This is a genomic window from Bradyrhizobium roseum, assembly GCF_030413175.1.
GTDB classification, from domain to species: domain Bacteria; phylum Pseudomonadota; class Alphaproteobacteria; order Rhizobiales; family Xanthobacteraceae; genus Bradyrhizobium; species Bradyrhizobium roseum.
Genome location: NZ_CP129212.1, coordinates 3,245,526 through 3,264,763, shown reverse-complemented (window position 1 = coordinate 3,264,763; position 19,238 = coordinate 3,245,526). Strand labels below are relative to the sequence as shown.

Below are 19,238 nucleotides of genomic sequence, written 5' to 3'. Positions count from 1 at the left end.
CCATGGTCCGAAACTACCTGATTGTCACGGCATCCTATTGGGGCTTCACGCTGGTCGACGGCGCGTTGCGCATGCTGGTGCTGTTTCATTTTTTCAGGCTGGGCTACACCCCGTTCACCCTGGCGTTTCTGTTCCTGCTCTATGAAGCGGCGGGAATCGGCGCCAACCTCGCCGGCGGCTACCTCGCGTCGCGCTTCGGCATTCCCCGCATGCTCGCCATCGGACAGGTGCTCCAGATTTCCGGCCTGCTGATGTTGTCGGCGCTCGATCCGGGCTGGGGCGCAGCCGCATCGGTCGCATGGGTCGTTATCGCCCAGGGCGTCGCGGGCGTCGCCAAGGACCTGACCAAGACCGCATCGAAATCGGCGATCAAGGCAACCGCAGCGGAAGGCAGTGGGCAACTGTTCCGATGGGTCGCCTGGTTCACCGGCTCGAAGAACGCCATGAAGGGAATCGGGTTCTTCCTCGGCGGCCTTCTGCTCGATGTCGCAGGATTTGCCCCTGCGCTATGGCTGATGGCCGCCCTGCTCGGCGTGGTCTTCGTCGCAGGGCTGTTGCTGCTGCCGGCGCAGCTTGGCAAGGCGAAATCGTCGAAAACCATTCGTGAGCTGTTCGGCAAGTCGCGCGGCGTGAATCTTCTGGCGGCCGCGCGCATCTTCATGTTCGGCGCCAGGGACGTCTGGTTTGTCGTGGGACTGCCGGTCTTTCTCTACGCCCACGGGTGGAAGTTCCTCGAAGTCGGCGCGTTCCTGGCCGCCTGGACCATTGCCTATGGTGGCGTGCAGGCGGTCGCACCCTCGCTCGTAAGCCGCAGCACGGACGGCCTCAGCCGTGAGGTGCCGGCGGCACGAATCTGGGCGGCGCTGCTTGCGGCCGTGCCGGTCGCCTTGGCCGTGATCATGAACTCAACCGACGTCGGACGCCCTGATATCGTCCTGGTGGTCGGGCTGGCGCTGTTCGGACTGCCCTTCGCCGTCAACTCGTCCCTGCATTCGTACCTCATTCTGGCCTACGCCGGATCGGAAAAGGCCGCGGAGGATGTCGGCTTTTACTACGCCGCCAATGCGGTCGGCCGCCTTCTCGGCATTGCGCTCTCCGGCGTGCTGTATCAGGTCGCGGGCATCACGGGCTGCCTGATCGGCTCCGCGGCGATGTTGCTGTTATGCTCGCTGATCACGTTCCTGCTGCCACAGAACGCAGATCTGTCGAGGGTAAGGCCCGCGCCGGTTTGATCCGGCATATCACGCGGCGACAGCCCTTCCCTCTTACTTCCATCATTCTAGAAATACGGTTGACGCGTCGCCGAATGTATGAGATATCACCGTCATGAAACTCGATGACGCCGCGACCCACCTCGAAGCGCTGGGCAATCCGACCCGGCTGAAAATCTACCGCGCGCTGATCCGCGCCGGTGGTGCCGGGCTTGCGGTCGGGCGCCTGCAGGAAAAGCTGAAGATCGCCCCCTCCACGCTGTCCCATCACATCAAGAGCCTGGTGGTGGTCGGCCTCGTGACCCAGGAGCGCGATGCGACCACGCTGATCTGCCACGCCAACTACCAAGTGATGCGGGAGCTGCTCGGCTTTCTCGCCGCCGAATGCTGCGCGGAAAGCGCAGAGACTGCTGAAGCTAAAGGTTCTGCCAAGTCCGCGGCCTAGTCGGATATGTCGCTTTAATATCTATTTCGATACTTCTAGTATGATGGGAGAACATCATGAGCGAAGCCAGGACCGTCGCAATTATCGGAGCCGGCCCCGTGGGCCTTGCCGCCGCCGCCCACGCAGTGGAACGCGGCCTGCAGCCGATCGTGCTGGAGGCGGGCAACCAAATCGGCCATGCCATGCGGCAATGGGGCCACGTGCAGCTGTTCTCGCCCTGGGAATACAACGTCGACAAGGCGGCGGCGCGGCTGCTGGCGGCGACAGGCTGGAATTCGCCGGCGCCGGACCACTATCCGACCGGCGCTGAAGTCGTCGAGCGCTACCTCGAACCGCTGGCCAACCATGCCGCGCTCAAGCCGCACATCCAGACGTCGAGCCGCGTCACCGGCATCAGCCGCATCGGGTTCGACAAGATGAAGACCAGGGGCCGGGACAAGGCGCCCTTCGAAATCCGTTACCAGAACGGGCAAGGGCCGAAGATGGTGAAGGCCGACGCGGTCATCGACGTCTCCGGCACCTGGCATTCGCCCAATCCCGCAGGCGCCAACGGCCTGCCGGCCATCGGCGAGGGCGAGGTTGCGGACCGGATCGCCTACGGCATGCCCGACGTGCTGGGAAAGGAGCGCGCGCGCTACGCCGGCAAGACCGTCGCCGTGCTTGGCGCCGGCCACTCCGCGATCGGCACGCTGACCGACCTCGCAACGCTGGCGCTCGAAGCGCCGGGGACCAGGCCGATATGGCTGTTGCGCGGCAACGATCCCGCCAAGGCGTTTGGCGGCGGCACCAACGACAAGCTGGCTGCCCGCGGCGAACTCGGCGCTGCCTTTGCCGCGCTGGTGACGGCAGGCCGCATCGAGGTCGAGAGCGAGTTCCGGGCTTCTCATCTCGTGACCGACGGCCCTCGCCTCGTCGTCGGCGCGCTCGCCGGCTGCCCGGCCCGCCGCATCGTCGTCGATGAACTCATCGTCGCGACCGGCTTCCGCCCGGATCTGGACTTTGTGCGCGAGCTGCGCATCCGACTCGATCCGGCGATCGAGTGTCCGGTCGCGCTGGCGCCCTTGATCGATCCCAATGAACATAGCTGCGGCACGGTGCGGCCGCATGGTGCGCGCGAACTGGCGCAGGACGAGCCGGGCTTCTATTTTGCCGGCATGAAATCCTACGGCCGCGCGCCAACCTTCCTGATGCTCACGGGATATGAGCAGGTGCGCTCGATCGCCGCCGACATCGCCGGCGATCGCGACGCCGCGGAGCGGGTCGAACTGGTGTTGCCCGAGACCGGCGTCTGCAGCCGCGCAGTCGCCACAGATGCCAGCAATTGCTGCGGCGGACCTGCAATATCGGATGTTGACGCGTGCTGCGTCGCGGACGAGAAAGCAAAACAACAGGGCAAGACGGGATGCGGTTGCGCGTCCTGATCAACCGGGAGTGAGCGCAATCTCGCTGGAAGGCCGATCCGTCATCGTCGCGATGTGCATGGGGCAACTTGGCAGCCTGCTCCCGCACGTCGTCGTGCCCTCCATTCTCGCGGCGTTTCTGATTCCGGAATGGCAATTGAGCGGCGCGCAGGCAGGCCTTTTGGCGGGCTCCGGCGCCGCCGGCTACATGCTGACCGTGCCGGTGCTGGCGACGCTGACAGACCGCATCGACGCGCGCAAGATCCTGATCGTGGGCTCCGCGGTCAGCGCACTCGGTACGCTTCTGTTCGGCCTGCTCGCGACCGGCCTGTGGTCGGGCGCCCTCTTTAACGCGATTGCCGGCGCAGGCTTTGCCGGCGCCTACATGCCGGGACTGAAGGCGTTGACGGATCGCCTCGCGCCGGGCGATTCATCCCGCGCCATCACACTCTATACATCGAGCTTTTCGGTCGGAGTCGGCGTGTCGTTCCTGGTTTCCCAACTCGTCGCGGAAGCCTGGGGCTGGCGCAACGCGTTTTTCGTCACCGCCGTCGGACCACTGGTCATGCTCACCGTCTGCGTGCTGTTGCGACCGGCCGAACCGAAGCCGGCGACGCGACGGCTGCTGGATTTCACCCCCGTGTTCCAGAACCGCAAAGCCATGGGATTTATTCTCGGCTACGGCGCGCATTGCTTCGAGATATACGCGATCAGGACCTGGATCGTGGCGTTCTGGACGTTCGTGGCCGCAAGGAATCCGGTCTCTTCAATCCTCACGCCGATCGTTGTCAGCGTGGTATTCTCCGTGCTCGCCATGCCCGCCAGCATTCTCGGCAATGAATTCGCGCTCAGATTCGGTCGTCACCGCGCGATCTCAGCCGTGATGTTCGCCTCCGCCGTGGTAGCCCTTCTGATCGGCGTCTTCGCGGACAAGTCGCCATGGCTTCTGCTGCCGCTGGTTTTCGTCTACGCCATCACGGTTCCTGCCGATTCCGGTGCATTGACCTCGGGCATGTCGATGGCGGCAGAACCTGATTATCGCGGCGCGACCATGGCAATGCATACGACCGTCGGCTTCAGCATGTCCGCGGTCGGCGCGTGGGCATTGGGTATCGCGCTGGACGCTGCCGGCGGCCCACAAAATTCGACAGCCTGGACGGCGGCATTTTTGGTGCTGGCGGCGGGCATCCTGCTCGGGCCGCTGGCGCTCTATTGGTCGAGAAGAGAGACACCGTGAACCGCAGCCAGCTTTCCATCATTACGGCGCTCGGCACCACGCAGACGCTCGCCTGGGCCTCGAGCTATTACCTGCCGGCGATCCTCGCCGATCCGATCGCACGCGATCTCGGCGTATCCTCGAACTGGATTTTCGCCGCGTTCTCGGCATCGCTCGTCATCTCGGCGATGCTTGGACCGCGCATCGGGCGGCAGATCGATCTGGTCGGCGGCCGTTCAGTTCTGTCGCTTTCCAACCTCGTGCTGGCCGCGGGGCTGGCGCTGCTCGGCCTGTCCTATTCGATCCCGTTGCTACTGGTCGCCTGGCTCCTGCTCGGCATCGGCATGGGAGCCGGACTCTACGACGCCGCCTTCGGCGCGCTCGGCCGAATCTACGGCGACTCCGCGCGGCGCTCGATCACCGGCATCACCCTGATCGCGGGCTTCGCCTCCACGGTCGGATGGCCCCTGACCGCGTGGGGGCTGGAAACGATCGGCTGGCGCAACACCTGCTTTGCGTGGGCAGCGGCGCATATCCTGATCGGCCTGCCGATCAACTGGCTGATGCTGCCCCCGGTCGCCGGCGCCAAGGCGGCGGTCGCCGCCGCCGTCAAGCCGCATATCCCGCTTGACCGAACCATGATCCTGCTGGCATTCGCTTTTGCCGCCGCGTGGGGCGTCGCCGGCGCGATGGCCGCGCACCTGCCGCGCATTCTCGAATCCGCCGGCGCGACTTCGCTGCAGGCGGTCGCCGCCGGGGCGCTGATCGGGCCGTCGCAGGTGGCCGCCCGCATCTTCGAGGCGAGCTTTCTGTCGCGCTATCATCCCCTGGTGTCGGGCCGGCTGGCCTGCCTCACCCACCCCGTTGGCGCGGCCATCATCGGACTGTGGGGCGGCGCCGCAGCGAGCGTCTTCGCCGTCTTCCACGGCACCGGCAACGGCATCCTCACCATTGCCCGCGGTACCATGCCGCTCGCGATCTTCGGGCCGCAAAACTACGCCTACCGCCTCGGCATCATCGGTGCCCCGGCGCGGATCGCGCAGGCCGGCGCGCCGCTGGCGTTCAGCCTCCTGATCGACGTCATGGGCAGCCGTATTCTGATCGTATCATCGGCGCTCAGCCTCTCCGCACTGCTGGCGCTATACCTGCTGCAGGCCCCGCCGAAGGAGTGACTAAAAGTTTGCCAGCTATCGCGCCGAAGTCGCGATCCAGATTCCGGTGAACACCGCGACAAGCCCCAGCACGAGGTTAGGCGTGATGGCCTCTCCGACGAGTTGCGTGGCAAGCAGGCCCGCCGCGAGGACATCAACGGTCATGGTATTGGCGACGCGCGTCGGTGAGGCCCGCTCCAGCGCCAGCAACGCCAGCGCGCTGCAGGATATCACGCTGCAGGAGCTTCGCATTGAGAGCTTCTTTCCAATGGATGATGCGACCGCCTGTGTACTGCGCGGATGGGCGAACGCGCCGCTCCCGGCTCCCGAATGAACGTCGCCATGCAACTGTCGCGAATTGCTGACTTTCTTACAGCTCGCTCTGGTTGTTCTATGCAGAAATAATGGCCAGGGTTGCTTCGCGCACAGACTGGACAAGCACAGACGCCCACCGGCCCTCGAAAGCTTGCAATTACGATGGGTTGCGTGCCGAAGGCTTCATTATCGCGCTAATCCATTCCTAAATTTCAATAAATTACCTCGCACCTCTATAGCCGATCAATAACAACTTCTTGTCACACAGGCTGGCGGGAGGGGGATTCAATGGTACGTGGCTCCGGCACGATGGAGCCTCCAGATTCTGGAATTGACCATGAATGATGCGACCCGCCTTCGCGAACTGGAAGCTGAATGCCGTCAACGCGCCGTCAGCGAACCCGACAAGAAATGGTACTGGCTGGCGCAAGCCGCCAAATACCAGGTGCAGGCCAACCAGAAACTTGCTTTTCAGTCGGAGGGGCCCAGCGCCCCCGACACGCCTGAAATCAAACTGGTGCAATGGTCGCACGTGCGCGATGAGCGACGCATGATGGACCCCCTCCCCGACGGACGCCGAACGCCCTGGTAGCCGCGCGCTCTAACGCCCCCGCTCCTCCGGCGGCTTGATGTGGCGGAACGACAACAGCAGCGCGAGATCGTAGGCGATCTTCAGCGTGCCGCAGACCACCAGGGGCAATCCCCCAAACGACGTCATCATCAGGACGCCGGAGATCGCTGGACTGATTGCGGATGCCAGGCTGCGCGGCACAGCGGTGACGCTGGCGGCAGCCGGTCGTTCCGCTGGCGTCACCACGGCCATGACGTAGGAAGTGCGGGTCGGCACGTCCATCTGTGACAGCGCCGAGCGCATCAACAGCAGGGCAAGCGCCACATAGAGATCCGGCGCGAACGCCGCCAGGATCAGGAAGATGCTTGACGGGATATGCGTGAACACCATGGTGTTGACGAGGCCGATGCGTTTGGCGATCCAGGCCGCCACCGGATAGGAAAAGGCGCTCAGCGTGCTCGACCAGAAGAAAAACAACCCGGCCGCCGACAATGACAGATCGAACCGCTCGAACAGCCAGAGCACCAGCAGCGACTGGGCGACGAAACCTCCGGCAAAGGAATCGATGCTGAACAACGCCGCGAGCTTGTAGACCGTGCTCCGCGACGGTCCGAGCGGGGTTTGCGGCGGCGTCTCCTCACCGCGAGTGTGTGGCACGTAGCGATAGAGCATCGCACAGACGATGCCGAGCACGGCATAAGCATAGAACATCAGGCGGAATGCGGCGAGTTGCGTGGTGCCGCCGGCCACCAGCCAATCGGGGAGCGAAGCGGCCAGCGAACCTGCCGCGGTACATAGCGCGCCGATCAGGCTGTAGCGCGCGAACACCTGCGTGCGGCGCTGGTCGGTGGCGCCATGCGCCAGCACGGCATGTTCGAGCGGCACCAGCACGCCGAGATCGCCGCCCGAGGGATTGATGGTCCCGATGAAAGCGACCAGCGCGATCAGCACAACATGCTCGACGCCGGGAAAGGCAACGCCGGTCGCCGCCATCAGGCCCGCACCCGCGATCAGCAACGGCCGCAAATCGTAGCGCGGCGCGATCCAGCCCGTGACCAGAGTCAGCAGCGCCGTGCCGAGCAGCGAGGCAGTCGCGACGATGCCGACCGCAACCGCATCGTAGCCAAGCGCGGTCATGTAGGCCGGCAGGATGATGATGGCAAAACCGTCGCCAAAGCCGCGCAGGCCCCGCGCAACATAGAGTAGCCGGATCAGCGCGGTGACGGCGGGTTTCGGTTCAATCGCAATGCTGGTCTCGTTTCCGTCCATGCGCCATCCTCGACACGATCGAGAGTGCGCAGAGCTTGGACGGCGGACCGTCTGACGGGGAGCCTGCTTCGTCCCCGGTGCAGGCAAGGTAGGACCCAAGCCGGGGTGAGGCAAGCGCTCTTGTGGGAGGGGCTGAACCCTTCCAACGAACCGCCTACACCCGCTCCGCCGGCGCCAGCTTGCAAACCTCGGCGGCGGCCTCGATCTGCAGCGTGGCGTGGTGGATGTTGAAGCGGTGCGCGAGTTCCTCGCAGACCCCGTGCAGGAAGGCGTCGTCGCTGCCGCCGGGCCGCACCAGATGCGCGGTCAGCGCGGTCTCGTTGGTGCTCATGGCCCAGATGTGCAGGTCGTGCACCTCGGTGACGCCCTCCAGCCGGCCGAGATAATCCTTCACCTTGGAAAGCTCGATGCCGCGCGGCACGCCGTCGAGCGCGAGATTGACGCTGTCGCGCGCCAGGCCCCAGCCGCTCCAGAACACGACGGCGGCGATCGCGAGGCTGATCGCGGGATCGAGCCACAGCCAGCCCGTCGCCATGATGATCAACGCCGCCATCACCACGCCGAGCGAAACACCGGCATCGGCCGCCATGTGCAGATAGGCGCCGCGAATATTGAGGTCGCCGTGACGGCCGCGCATGAACAAGAGCGCCGTGCCGCCGTTGATAGCGACGCCAAGCGCCGCGACAGCCACGACTGTCCCGCCCGCGACGGGGGCCGGACTGTAAAACCGGTTGACCGCCTCGACGGCAATGCCTCCGACCGCGACCAGCAGCAGTCCGGCGTTGAACAACGCCGCCAGGATCGAGGCACGGCGATAGCCATAAGTGTGCTGCTGCGTCGGCTTCTGCTGCGCCAGCCAGGCCGCGCCCCATGCCAAGAGCAGCGCGAACACGTCGGAGAGATTGTGAACGGCGTCCGAAATCAGGGCCAGCGAGTTGGCAGCGTAGCCGAAGGTCAGTTCGGCGACGACGAAAGCGGTATTGAGCGCAGCGCCGATCGCAAATGCCCAGCCGAAACTGTCCGGCGCATGGCTGTGCCCGGCGTGACCATGGGAATGATCATGCGCGTGGGAGTGATCGTGGTGAACGTGATCGTGCGCCATGGTCGCGGTATATAGCGCGGCAAAATTTGAATACTATCACAGCGAGGAGAGCGCGCCGTCATCTCCTCCGTCGTCCCGGCCTTGAGCCGGGACGACGAGTGAGGGTTACTCCACGCCCCGCAAGAACTTGTTCGACTTCGGCAGGCCGCCCGCGAGGCGGCCGGCGTCGGCGCGGTTGCCGCGCCAGTCGGCCAGTTCCTTGGCGCTCATGCTCTGCTCGCGGCCGGCGGAGTCCTTCCAGGTCAGGCCGGCCTTCAGTTCGAACACCGCGACGTCGGACAGCTTGGCGCTGGTATATTTCTGCAGCCGCACGCCGCGACCGCGCGCCATCTCCGGCACCTGGTCGAGCGGGAACAGCACCATCTTGTGGTTGCTGCCGATCACGGCCACCGTATCACCGGAGACAGTCGCGATCGCGCAGGCCTCGTTCGGCATGGTGACATTGAGCACCTGCTTGCCCTTGCGGGTGTTGCCGACGCAATCCTCTTCCTTGACGACGAATCCTTGCCCCTCGCTGCTCGCGATCAGGAACTTGCGTTCGCCCTTGTGGACGAACAGCGACACGATCGCGGCGTCCTGCTCCAGGTCGATGAACATGCGGATCGGCTCGCCATGGCCGCGGCCGCCCGGCAGTTTGGCGACATCGAGCGAATAGAATTTGCCGTTGGTGGCGAACAGCAGCAGCTTGGACGTGGTCTCGGCGAAGAAGGCGTGATCGAGCTTGTCGTCGGTCTTGAACGCAAGCCCCGAGATATCCTCGACATGGCCCTTGAGCGTGCGCACCCAGCCCTTTTCGGAGATCACCACCGTGCACGGTTCGCGCTCGACAAAGGCTTCCTCGATCGCGGCCAGATCGTGCTCGGGCGCGTCGGCGAATTGCGTGCGGCGCTTGCCGAGCGGCGTCTTCGGCCCGAACAGGTCGCGCACCTTCCGGACCTGCTCGCCGACCTTGGACCATTGCTCGGTCTCGGAGCCGAGCAGCGCCTTGAGGCCCTTCAGTTCGCCGCGAAGGTTCTTGTCCTCGGTGCGGATCTCGAATTCCTCGAGCTTGCGCAAGGAGCGCAGCCGCATGTTGAGGATGGCGTCGGCCTGGACTTCCGTCAGCTTGAACGCCTTGATCAGCGCCGGCTTCGGCTCATCCTCGGTGCGGATGATCCTGATCACCTCGTCGATGTTCAGATACGCGATCAGGTAGCCGCCGAGAATTTCCAGCCGGTTCTCGATCTGGGTCTTGCGGTAGTTCGAGCGGCGCACCAGCACGTCGCGCAGATGGTCGAGCCATTCGCGCAGACATTCCGCCAGCCCCACCACCCTGGGGATCTTGCCCTTGATCAGCACGTTGAGGTTCAGCGAAATCTTGCTCTCGAGCTCGGTGAGCCGGAACAGCGATTCCATCATCAGCGCCGGGTCGACCGCGCGGGATTTCGGCTCGATCACGAGGCGGACGTCTTCGGCCGATTCGTCCCGGACGTCACCGACCAGCGGCAGCTTCTTCTCGTTCAGGAGTTCGGCGATCTTCTCGACCAGCCGCGACTTCTGCACCAGCCACGGGATTTCGGTGATGACGACGACCCAGGCGCCCCGCGCGCCCTCCTCCTGGGTCCATTTGGCACGGGTGCGGAACGAGCCGCGCCCGGTCATGTAGGCTTCGGCGATGCTTTCCTTGGAATCGACGATGATGCCGCCGGTCGGGAAATCCGGACCCTTGACCCATTTCAGGAGCGACTTCGACTTGGCTTCCGGCTTGTCGATCAGGTGCAGCGCGGCGTCGCACAGTTCCGCCGCGTTGTGTGGCGGGATCGAGGTGGCCATGCCGACCGCGATGCCCTGCGAGCCGTTGGCGAGCAGATTCGGAAAGCCGCCAGGCAGAACCACCGGCTCCTTGCTCTGGCCGTCGTAGTTCGGACGAAACTCGACGCCGTCCTCGTCGATGCCTTCCAGCAGCAGCCGCGCGACGTCGGTCATGCGCGCTTCGGTGTAGCGGTAGGCGGCCGGGTTATCGCCGTCGATGTTGCCGAAGTTGCCCTGGCCGTCGACCAGCGGGTAGCGCGAGGAGAAGTCCTGCGCGAGGCGCACCATGGCGTCGTAGATCGCCTGGTCGCCATGCGGATGGAACGAGCCCATCACGTCGCCGACGATCTTGGCGGACTTCTTGAACGGCGTGCCGGGGTCGAGCCGCAGCAGGCGCATGCCGTAAAGAATACGCCGGTGCACCGGCTTCAGCCCGTCGCGGGCGTCCGGCAGGGCGCGGTGCATGATGGTCGAGAGCGCATAGGCGAGATAGCGCTCTTCCAGCGCATCGCGCAGCATCACCTCGTGGATTTCAGCCGGTTCTTCCGGCGGCAGCTGTCGTTTTCCCATGGGGAGGCGTTAAACTTTTCGGCTGAATCGTTCAAGACGCGAATCGCGCGGCGCCCCCCAACTGTCGTCCCTGCGAACGCAGGGACCCATAACCACAGGTGTTTGTGGCGAAAAACGGCTGGGGCCACAGCGCAATTGATGGGCTGCGGCGTATGGGTCCCTGCGTTCGCAGGGGCGACCCGCCGGGGGATCGCGAACAACTTACAAAACCGAGGTGATTCGGGCCCGATTCCGCGCCACCGCGTTGATGAACCCGTCCCTGGCGTCGGAATGGCCCTGCCCGCGCGGCTCCAGCACATGGCGCAGCAGGAACAGCCCGGTCAGGCGAAAACCGTCCAGCAAGTCCTGGTCCGACCAGCCGTTGGCGCCGCCCTCGCCTTCGCGCAGGAACGGCGGCAGCCGCAGCAGCCGGTCGCGGTAGGGCTCGCCGGCCGCGCGCGATACCGCGCCGCCGGACTTTGGCGAGACATAAATCAGCTCTGTGGTCGCGCCGGTGGCCGCGCAGTTTTCCAGGTCCAGACCAAAACCGAGTTCGGCGAGCATGGCGAGTTCAAACCGGATCAGGTGCGCGGCCGCGCCGCCGGCATCGTCGAAATCGTCCAGCGTCCGGCCGAGCATCTCGTAGATGTCTTCGTGCGGATCGCGCTCCGGCAACAGCCGCACCAGCGAAGCCAGATGGGTGACGCCATAGGTTGCATGCGCCGACCCCAGCAGGGTGGCCGCGCGCAAGCGCGTGCCCTCGACGACGTAATATCCGAGATGCTCGTCGAGCCGCGCCCGCCACACCGTGGTGACGCTGTTGCCCGGTTGCAGCAACGGCCGCATCCGCTTGCCCCCACCGCCGCGCACCAGCCCCAGATGCCGGCCATGCTCGCGCGTCAGCAGTTCGACGATGGCGGAAGATTCGCCATGCCGCCGCACGCCCAGCACGATGCCCTCGTCGGTCCATTCCATGGCGGGAGTTTACAGGATTTCGAGGCACATAGGGCGATTAGCGCAGCGCCATCCGCCAATTCACCGCATCGTTCCAGCGGCGGATTACGCGGGGTTCATCACCGGGCGCGCATTCGCGCGACCCGGTGGCTCATCCGCCCACCGCAATCCTCACGTATCGAACCACCCCACCGCGTCGCCGGTGAAGGAGTAATACAGCCCCATCGCGGTCAGCGCACAGGTGATCGCCTCGATGCCGCTGTCGAACTCGATGCCGCGCTGGCCGATCACCGGTACCAGGGAAATCACCGACAGCACCACGGCCACGACCAGCACCCAACGCGCCCAGGCCATGCGGTGGCGCGCGGCGAGGTGGACAAAGTAGAGCAGCAGCAGAATCGTGCCTGCCGCCATCACGGTTCCGACAATGATCGCCTGCTCCGTCATGTTGTCGTTCGGCGTACGGTCTCGAAACGCCGCCGACAGAGAATCCAGCATCAGCGCCAGATACAGCAGAACCTCAAACCACAGCACGTTGTTGGGTACGGTCATCGGGCCTGTTCTTCGTCATTGCCTGATTGCGGCCTGATCATTGCACGTCATTCCCTGGGAAAATCCAGTCCCATTTCGCGGTAGCGCTCGGGATCGTCGCCCCAGTTCTCGCGCACCTTGACGAACAGGAACAGGTGCACGGGCACGCCAAGGATCTCGGCGATTTCCTTGCGCGAATCCGCGCCGATCGACTTGATGGTGGCGCCACCCTTGCCGAGCACGATCTTGCGCTGGCTCTCGCGCTCGACAAAGATCGTCTGTTCGATGCGCACGGACTTGTCCTTGCGCTCGGTCCAGCTGTCTGTCTCCACCGTCGATTGATACGGCAGTTCCTGGTGGAGATGGCGATAGATCTTCTCGCGGGTGATTTCGGCCGCCAGATGCCGCATCGGCGCGTCCGACATCTGGTCTTCCGGATAATGGAACGGCCCCGGCGGCACCATTTTCGCAAGCGTCTTGCGCAGGTCGTCGACGCCGTCGCCCGACAGCGCCGAGATCATGAATGTGTGCTCGAATTTCATGCGCGCGTTGGCGGCCTGCGCCAGCGTCAAGAGTTTCTCGCGCGGAATGAGGTCGATCTTGTTCAGCACCAGGATCTTCGGGTGCTGCACCGTCGCAAGCTTGTTCAGGATCGCGTCGGCCTCCTCGTCGATGCCGGCCTTCGCATCGAGCAGCACGCAGACCAGATCGGCGTCATGCGCCCCGCTCCAGGCGGTGGACACCATGGCGCGATCGAGCCGTCGCTTCGGCGAAAAGATGCCGGGCGTATCGACCAGGATGATCTGGGCGTTGTCCTCGATCACGATGCCGCGGATCAGCGCCCGCGTCGTCTGCACCTTGCGCGAGACGATGGTGACCTTGGAGCCGACCAGCGCATTCACCAGCGTCGACTTGCCGACATTGGGCGCGCCGATCAGCGCGACGAAGCCGCAGCGGGTCTCGCCGGACGCGCCGGCTGCGATTTCAACTGTCATTGCTGCCGCCGCCGACGCCTTCGCGTTCGATCATCACGGATGCCGCCACTTTCTCGGCCGCGCGCTTGGAGCCGCCAATGCCTTCGGCCGGCGCCAGGCCAGGCAGATCGACGGCGACGCGGAATTGCGGATCGTGATGCGGCCCGGTGCGCTCGATCTCGCGATAGACCGGCGTCGGCAGTCCCTTGCTCTGCGCCCATTCCTGCAACACCGTCTTGGGATCGCGCAGCGGCCGGCGCGGCTTGCGCATCCGCTCCAGCCAGTTGCGCTCGACGAACTGCGACGCCGCCGCATAGCCGCCGTCGAGATAGATCGCGCCGATGACCGCCTCGCAGATGTCACCGAGCACGGATTTGCGCAACCGCGCGCCCGCGCCCGCGCCGACTGCGCCGAGCTTGATGTCATCGAGCAGCCCGAGCGACTTTGCCACGTCGGCGCAGCTTTCCTTGCGCACGAGATCGGCAAGCCGCTTCGACAATTCGCCCTCATCGGCGCGCGGATAGGCGCGGTACAGCATGTCGGAGATGATCAGCCCGAGCACGTGGTCGCCGAGGAATTCCAGCCGCTGATAGCTGTCGGCGCGATGACGCGTCGCCGGCTTCAGCGCGGAGACATGGGTAAAGGCGGTCGTCAGCAGCACGGGATCGGAGAATTGATAGCCGATACGCCCTTCGATCGCCGCGGCGGCCGCCTTGGCGGCGGCCTTGCCGCGCCTCTTTTTCGGCGCAGCTTCACGGGGCGCATCAGCCTGGCCCGGCTCGCCTGAGGTCGCTGAATCCTGGATGACTGATGTCTCGTCTTTCATCGCACGATTGTGAAAAGACGATTCCAGCGCACAGCGGTCGGCCAGCGCCAGAACATCCAGGCATGTTCACCCTCGGCGACGGAGAAGAAGATCATCTGCGCCCGGCCCACGATGTTCTGGAACGGCACGTAGCCGACCGCCGACAGCACGCGGCTGTCCGTGGAATTATCGCGGTTGTCACCCATCATGAAGAAGTGGCCGGGCGGCACGGTGTAGATGCTGGTGTTGTCGTAGAAACCGTTGTCGATGCAATCGAGCGATTCATAGCTGACGCCGTTCGGCAGCGTTTCCTTCCAGCGCTTGACCCGCGCGGTGGCGTCCGAACCGCAAGGGTCCTCGCCGATGAAATCGGACAGCCGTTCGCGCTTGACCGGCTTGTCGTTGATGTAAAGCAGGCCCTCCCGCATCTGGATGCGGTCGCCCGGCAGGCCGATCACGCGCTTGATGTAATCGGTCGAGTCGTCCTTCGGCAGGCGGAACACCACGATGTCGCCGCGGTTCGGCTCCGAGCCGAAGATGCGGCCCGAAAACAGCGGCGGCGAGAGCGGTATCGAGTAATGGCTGTAGCCGTAGGAATATTTCGAAACGAACAGATAGTCGCCAACCAGCAGCGTCGCCTTCATCGATCCCGAGGGGATGTTGAAGGGTTGGAACAGGAAGGTGCGGATCACGAGCGCAATCAGGAGAGCGTGGATGACGACGCGGATGGTTTCACCCAAGCCGCTTTCAGATTTTGTGCTGGAGGTCACGCTCATCGCTTTCCCAATTCCCGGCGGTGCCGTTGCCCGCATGGTGGCAGAACGTTTTCCGCGCGCGAATCGCCTGATACGGCCGCGTCAGGAAAATGGTCTTTGTTACTGATATATTGAGAGCCAATCCCGATGCTAACCGGAATCGGCCCTGGCTCGAACATGTAGCTCGGCGTTTTAGACGGTTGTTCGGTGGCGCGCAATCAAGCGCCTCGTAAAAACTTTATAATCCATTGATAAATCAATGTTTTTTAGTTTCGCGGTGAACTACCGGCGCAAATGGCCGTGCGGCTCAAGGTTTGGCGGCTGCGACCGCCGAAATTATGACGAAGGCCTGCGCCAGCGGCCAGTCGTCGGTGATCGACAGGTCGATCCGCGCCTCGCAGCCCTCGGGCGTCAGCGCTTCCAGCCGGGCCAGGGCGCCACCGGTGAGTTTCATGGTCGGCCGCCCCCCCGGCAGGTTCACCACCCCCATGTCACGCCACCAGACGCCGCGCCGGATGCCGGTGCCGAGCGCCTTGGAGCAGGCCTCCTTGGCGGCGAATCGCTTGGCGTAGGTCGCCACCACCATCTTCTCGCTATTGGCGCGGCGCGCCGCCCGGGCGCGCTCGGCATCGGTGAATATACGGTCGAGAAAGCGGTCGCCATGGCGCTCGATCACCTTGGCCACCCTTGTGATATCGATCAGGTCGGAACCGATACCGATGATCATGGCCGGGCCGCGATCTTGGCGCGGCCGCGGTCCATCGCGGCGCGCATCTGCCGCACGGTCTCGCCAAGGCCCACGAACAGCGCCTCACCCATCATGAAGTAGCCGATGTTGAGTTCGGCGATCTCCGGCAGCGCCGAGATCGTCTCCGCCGTCTGGTAGTCGAGGCCGTGGCCGGCATGGATCTCCAGACCCGCGCCCCGCGCCAAAGCCACGCCCTTGACGATCCGCTGCCATTCCGCTTCGGCCTTCGCGGTATCGCCGTCGACCACGGCATCGCACCAGCCGCCGGTGTGAATCTCGATCACGGGCGCGCGCAACCTTGCCGCCATCTCGATCTGGGCCGGATCGGCCGAGATGAACAGCGACACCCGGATGCCGGCATCGCCGAGCCGGGCGATGAACGGGGCGAGCGCATTGTGCTGGCCGACCACGTCCAGCCCGCCCTCGGTGGTGAGTTCTTCCCGCCGCTCAGGCACCAGGCACACCGCATGGGGTTTTGTCGCAAGCGAAATCCGCAGCATGTCCTCGGTCGCCGCCATTTCGAAATTCAGCGGCTTTGAGATTTCGGCCTTCAGGCGGGCCATGTCGCCATCGCGGATATGGCGACGGTCCTCCCGCAGATGCGCGGTGATGCCGTCCGCCCCCGCCTCGATCGCCAGCAGCGCGGCGCGCACCGGGTCAGGCCGCTCGCCGCCCCGGGCATTTCGCAGGGTGGCGACGTGATCGATATTGACGCCGAGGCGGAGCGGAGGAACGGGCATGAGAACTCGCAAACAGTGTTCGGTTAGGCAATCCCTCATCCCGAGGTGCGGCGTCTTTGCCGCGTCTCGAAGGATGCGGGCCTACCTGTGGCCCCATGGAGACGGCGCATCGCGCCTCCTCACCATGAGGAGCGGCAGCAAGCTATTAACATCTACCCATTGACGCGCTCAACCTTGGCGACGACGGCCTTGGCGCGCAATTGCGCGATAATTGCACTGAGATGTTTGAGGTCGTAGACCTCGAGATCAATCGTCAGTTCGGTGAAGTCGGGCGAGCGGCGTGACATGCTGATGTTGTCGATATTGCCGTCATGCTCGGCGATCACGGTGGCAACCTGGGCGAGGCTGCCGGGCTCGTTGACGTTCTGGACCATGATCCGCGCCGGGAACCGCTGCGGGTTGGTCTCGTCGATATCCCAGCGGACGTCGAGCCAGCGCTCCGGCTCCTCCTCGAAATCCTTCAGCGCCGGCGACTGGATCGGATAGATCGTGATCCCCTCGCCCGGCGTCACGATGCCGACGATGCGGTCGCCCGGCACCGCACCGCCGTTCGGCGCGAACTTCACCGGCAGATCCGAATTGATGCCGCGCACCGGGATGACGGAAGCGCTTCGCGCCGGATGCGGCGGCTCCGATTTCAGCTTCAATTTGACCGCGAGGCTCTTCTTGACCCCGTAGCGCACCATCCGCTCTTCCTTGTAGTCCGGGTACATGGCGCGGGCGACGTCGGAGGCCTTGAGTTCGCCACGCCCGACCGAGGCCATCACGTCCTCGATCGAAGTGCGCGCCAGCCGCGGCAGCGCACCGGTCAGCTTGTCGTCGGCATATTCGATCTTGGCGCGGGCAAACAGGCGATCGATGATGCGGCGGCCGAGGCCGGCATATTGGTCGCGCACCGCGGTACGGGTGGCGCGGCGGATCGCGGCGCGCGCCTTGCCGGTCACCGCCAGCGATTCCCAGGCCGAGGGCGGCGCCGACTGCGCGACCGAGGTCAACACCTCGACTTCGTCGCCGTTCTGCAGTTCGGACGACAGGGGCGCGAACTTGCCGTTGACCTTGCAGCCGACGGCGGAGTTGCCGACATCGGTATGCACCGCGTAGGCGAAGTCGATCACATTGGCGCGTCGCGGCAGCGCGATCAGCTTGCCCTTCGGCGTGAAACAGAACACCTGGTCGTGGAACAGTTCGAGCTTGGTGTGCTCGAGAAACTCCTCTGGATTGGCGCTCTCGGACAGGATCCCGACGGTGTGGCGCAGCCAGGCGAAGGCGTTGGATTCGTGCTTGAGCCGCTCGGTCGGCGAGCCCATGCCCTCCTTGTAGAAGGCGTGGGCCGCGATGCCGAATTCGGCGATCTGGTTCATTTCCTCGGTGCGGATCTGCAGCTCGACGCGCTGGTTGCCGGGACCGATCACCGTGGTGTGCAGCGAACGGTAGTCGTTCTGCTTCGGCGTCGAGATGTAGTCCTTGAAGCGGCCGGGCACCACCGGCCAGGTGGTGTGCACCACGCCGAGCGCGCGGTAGCAGGCTTCGATGTCCGGCATCACGACGCGGAAGGCATAGATATCGGAGAGCTGTTCGAAGCCGACCGATTTGCGCTCCATCTTGGTCCAGATCGAAAACGGCTGCTTGCGGCGGCCATAGACCCGGGCGGTGATACCGTTCTTCTGCAGGTTCGTGGAGAGTTGGCTTTCGATCTCGCCGATCAGGTTGCGGTTGCGCTCGGCCAGCGCATCCAGCCGCTGCATCACCACCGCATAGGCTTCCGGATCGAGCGTATGAAAGGAGAGGTCCTCGAGCTCCTCCCGCATCTCCTGCATACCCATTCGGCCGGCGAGCGGGGCATAGATGTCCAGCGTCTCCTCGGCAATGCGCCGGCGCGAGGCGTGCGGGACGAATTCCAGCGTGCGCATGTTGTGCAGGCGGTCAGCGAGCTTGATCAGCAGCACGCGAACGTCGTCGGCGATCGCCAGCAGCAGCTTGCGCAAATTCTCGGCCTGCTTGGCTTCGCGGGACACCAGTTCGAGACGTTTCAGCTTGGTCAGGCCCTCCACCAGCACGCCGATCTCGTGGCCGAAGATGTGGTCGATCTCGGCGCGCGTCGCCTCGGTGTCCTCGATGGTGTCGTGCAGCAGGGCGGCCACGATGGTGGCGTCGTCGAGCTTGAGGTTCGTCAGGATCGCCGCGACTTCGAGCGGATGGGAAAAATAGGGATCGCCGGAGGCGCGGGTCTGGGTGCCGTGCGCCTTCATGGCGTAGACGTAAGCCCGGTTGAGCAGGTCTTCGTTCGTATCGGGATTATAGGACCGGACGCGCTCAACCAGATCGTATTGCCGCATCATGCGCGAGCGCGGCGATTTGGGCTTTTCCGCCACGGGCGAATTCGGCACGACCGCGGCCTGGTTGGTTGCGGCCTGCATTTGCCGGGGGTTGCGGCGCCAATACGCCATCACGTCACACTGCCTTTTCCACCGGACCCGGACGGGCCCCGCCGTTTACCAATCTAATGCGTTTTCGAACGCCGATGCACGCCGCCCGGCCGCAAACCGGTTCAATTTCGCTTGGGACAGCGGCTATTCGGCATCACCCCGGTGCCCCGCCAGCCACATGAGCCACGGCACGGCCCGAGGACGACCATTAACCGCAAAAATGTCAACAAAAGCAAAGGCCCGGACACATGTCCGGGCCTTTGAGAAAATCGGAACGTTCTGGAC

Annotated in this window: 19 protein-coding genes; 7 read left to right on the top strand and 12 right to left on the bottom strand. The window is 64.6% G+C overall.

Annotation, left to right across the window (positions count from 1 at the left end):
- The first annotated feature begins 2 nt into the window (after positions 1-2).
- The 5 genes from arsJ to QUH67_RS15455 all read left to right on the top strand — a co-directional run bounded on the left by arsJ (position 3) and on the right by QUH67_RS15455 (position 5,444).
- Complete coding sequence (arsJ, locus tag QUH67_RS15475) at positions 3-1,232, top strand: organoarsenical effux MFS transporter ArsJ (protein ID WP_300947533.1); 1,230 nt, start codon at positions 3-5, stop codon at positions 1,230-1,232.
- A gap of 94 nt (positions 1,233-1,326) precedes the next feature.
- Entirely contained in the window at positions 1,327-1,656 is a 330-nt protein-coding gene (locus QUH67_RS15470; RefSeq protein WP_300947532.1) for an ArsR/SmtB family transcription factor, read from the top strand.
- A 56-nt stretch (positions 1,657-1,712) separates the two neighbouring features.
- Positions 1,713-3,077: an NAD(P)-binding domain-containing protein gene (locus QUH67_RS15465; protein WP_300947531.1), complete on the top strand. Its 1,365-nt coding sequence runs from the start codon at positions 1,713-1,715 to the stop codon at positions 3,075-3,077.
- A 52-nt stretch (positions 3,078-3,129) separates the two neighbouring features.
- Complete coding sequence (locus QUH67_RS15460) at positions 3,130-4,293, top strand: MFS transporter (protein WP_300948055.1); 1,164 nt, start codon at positions 3,130-3,132, stop codon at positions 4,291-4,293.
- Entirely contained in the window at positions 4,290-5,444 is a 1,155-nt protein-coding gene (locus tag QUH67_RS15455) for an MFS transporter (RefSeq protein ID WP_300947530.1), read from the top strand. The genes QUH67_RS15460 and QUH67_RS15455 overlap by 4 nt, the downstream gene beginning before the upstream one ends.
- Before the next feature lie 15 nt (positions 5,445-5,459).
- Here QUH67_RS15455 and QUH67_RS15450 read toward each other — a convergent pair whose 3' ends face one another.
- Entirely contained in the window at positions 5,460-5,675 is a 216-nt protein-coding gene (locus QUH67_RS15450; protein ID WP_300947529.1) for a hypothetical protein, read from the bottom strand.
- Positions 5,676-6,075: 400 nt separating this feature from the next.
- Between QUH67_RS15450 and QUH67_RS15445 the strand changes: the two genes are divergently transcribed.
- The gene (locus QUH67_RS15445) at positions 6,076-6,330 is read left to right on the top strand and encodes a hypothetical protein (protein ID WP_300947528.1); all 255 of its coding nucleotides are present in this window, start codon (positions 6,076-6,078) and stop codon (positions 6,328-6,330) included.
- Between the two features lie 9 nt (positions 6,331-6,339).
- Here the strand turns inward: QUH67_RS15445 and QUH67_RS15440 are convergent, their stop codons facing one another.
- The 8 genes from QUH67_RS15440 to lepB form a co-directional block, all read right to left on the bottom strand.
- The gene (locus tag QUH67_RS15440) at positions 6,340-7,578 is read right to left on the bottom strand and encodes an MFS transporter (protein WP_300947527.1); all 1,239 of its coding nucleotides are present in this window, start codon (positions 7,576-7,578) and stop codon (positions 6,340-6,342) included.
- Positions 7,579-7,732: 154 nt separating this feature from the next.
- Positions 7,733-8,680: a cation diffusion facilitator family transporter gene (locus QUH67_RS15435; protein WP_300947526.1), complete on the bottom strand. Its 948-nt coding sequence runs from the start codon at positions 8,678-8,680 to the stop codon at positions 7,733-7,735.
- 105 nt (positions 8,681-8,785) lie between these two features.
- Complete coding sequence (gene parC, locus QUH67_RS15430) at positions 8,786-11,041, bottom strand: DNA topoisomerase IV subunit A (RefSeq protein ID WP_300947525.1); 2,256 nt, start codon at positions 11,039-11,041, stop codon at positions 8,786-8,788.
- 201 nt (positions 11,042-11,242) lie between these two features.
- Positions 11,243-11,995 carry a DNA repair protein RecO gene (recO, locus tag QUH67_RS15425; RefSeq protein WP_300947524.1) on the bottom strand — a complete coding sequence of 251 codons (753 nt, stop codon included), beginning with the start codon at positions 11,993-11,995 and terminating at the stop codon, positions 11,243-11,245.
- 150 nt (positions 11,996-12,145) lie between these two features.
- The gene (locus QUH67_RS15420) at positions 12,146-12,526 is read right to left on the bottom strand and encodes a hypothetical protein (RefSeq protein ID WP_300947523.1); all 381 of its coding nucleotides are present in this window, start codon (positions 12,524-12,526) and stop codon (positions 12,146-12,148) included.
- A 47-nt stretch (positions 12,527-12,573) separates the two neighbouring features.
- On the bottom strand, positions 12,574-13,500 hold the full coding sequence (gene era, locus QUH67_RS15415; protein ID WP_300947522.1) for a GTPase Era: 927 nt from the start codon (positions 13,498-13,500) through the stop codon (positions 12,574-12,576).
- Positions 13,490-14,305 (bottom strand): ribonuclease III, encoded by an 816-nt coding sequence (rnc, locus tag QUH67_RS15410; RefSeq protein WP_300947521.1) that lies wholly within the window; start codon positions 14,303-14,305, stop codon positions 13,490-13,492. The genes era and rnc overlap by 11 nt, the downstream gene beginning before the upstream one ends.
- Complete coding sequence (gene lepB, locus QUH67_RS15405) at positions 14,302-15,060, bottom strand: signal peptidase I (protein WP_300947520.1); 759 nt, start codon at positions 15,058-15,060, stop codon at positions 14,302-14,304. Before lepB ends, rnc begins: the two co-directional genes overlap by 4 nt.
- On the opposite strand from lepB, the gene QUH67_RS15400 reads away from it, so the two are divergent.
- Entirely contained in the window at positions 14,999-15,166 is a 168-nt protein-coding gene (locus QUH67_RS15400; protein WP_300948324.1) for a hypothetical protein, read from the top strand. The two genes, lepB and QUH67_RS15400, sit on opposite strands and share 62 nt — an antisense overlap.
- Before the next feature lie 180 nt (positions 15,167-15,346).
- Here QUH67_RS15400 and acpS read toward each other — a convergent pair whose 3' ends face one another.
- The 3 genes from acpS to QUH67_RS15385 all read right to left on the bottom strand — a co-directional run bounded on the left by acpS (position 15,347) and on the right by QUH67_RS15385 (position 18,974).
- Positions 15,347-15,766, bottom strand: a complete 420-nt coding sequence (gene acpS, locus QUH67_RS15395) for a holo-ACP synthase (RefSeq protein WP_300947519.1) — start codon at positions 15,764-15,766, stop codon at positions 15,347-15,349.
- Positions 15,763-16,527 (bottom strand): pyridoxine 5'-phosphate synthase, encoded by a 765-nt coding sequence (locus tag QUH67_RS15390; RefSeq protein ID WP_300947518.1) that lies wholly within the window; start codon positions 16,525-16,527, stop codon positions 15,763-15,765. The genes acpS and QUH67_RS15390 overlap by 4 nt, the downstream gene beginning before the upstream one ends.
- Positions 16,528-16,679: 152 nt before the next feature.
- Positions 16,680-18,974 (bottom strand): RelA/SpoT family protein, encoded by a 2,295-nt coding sequence (locus QUH67_RS15385; protein ID WP_300948054.1) that lies wholly within the window; start codon positions 18,972-18,974, stop codon positions 16,680-16,682.
- Positions 18,975-19,238 lie beyond the last annotated feature (264 nt).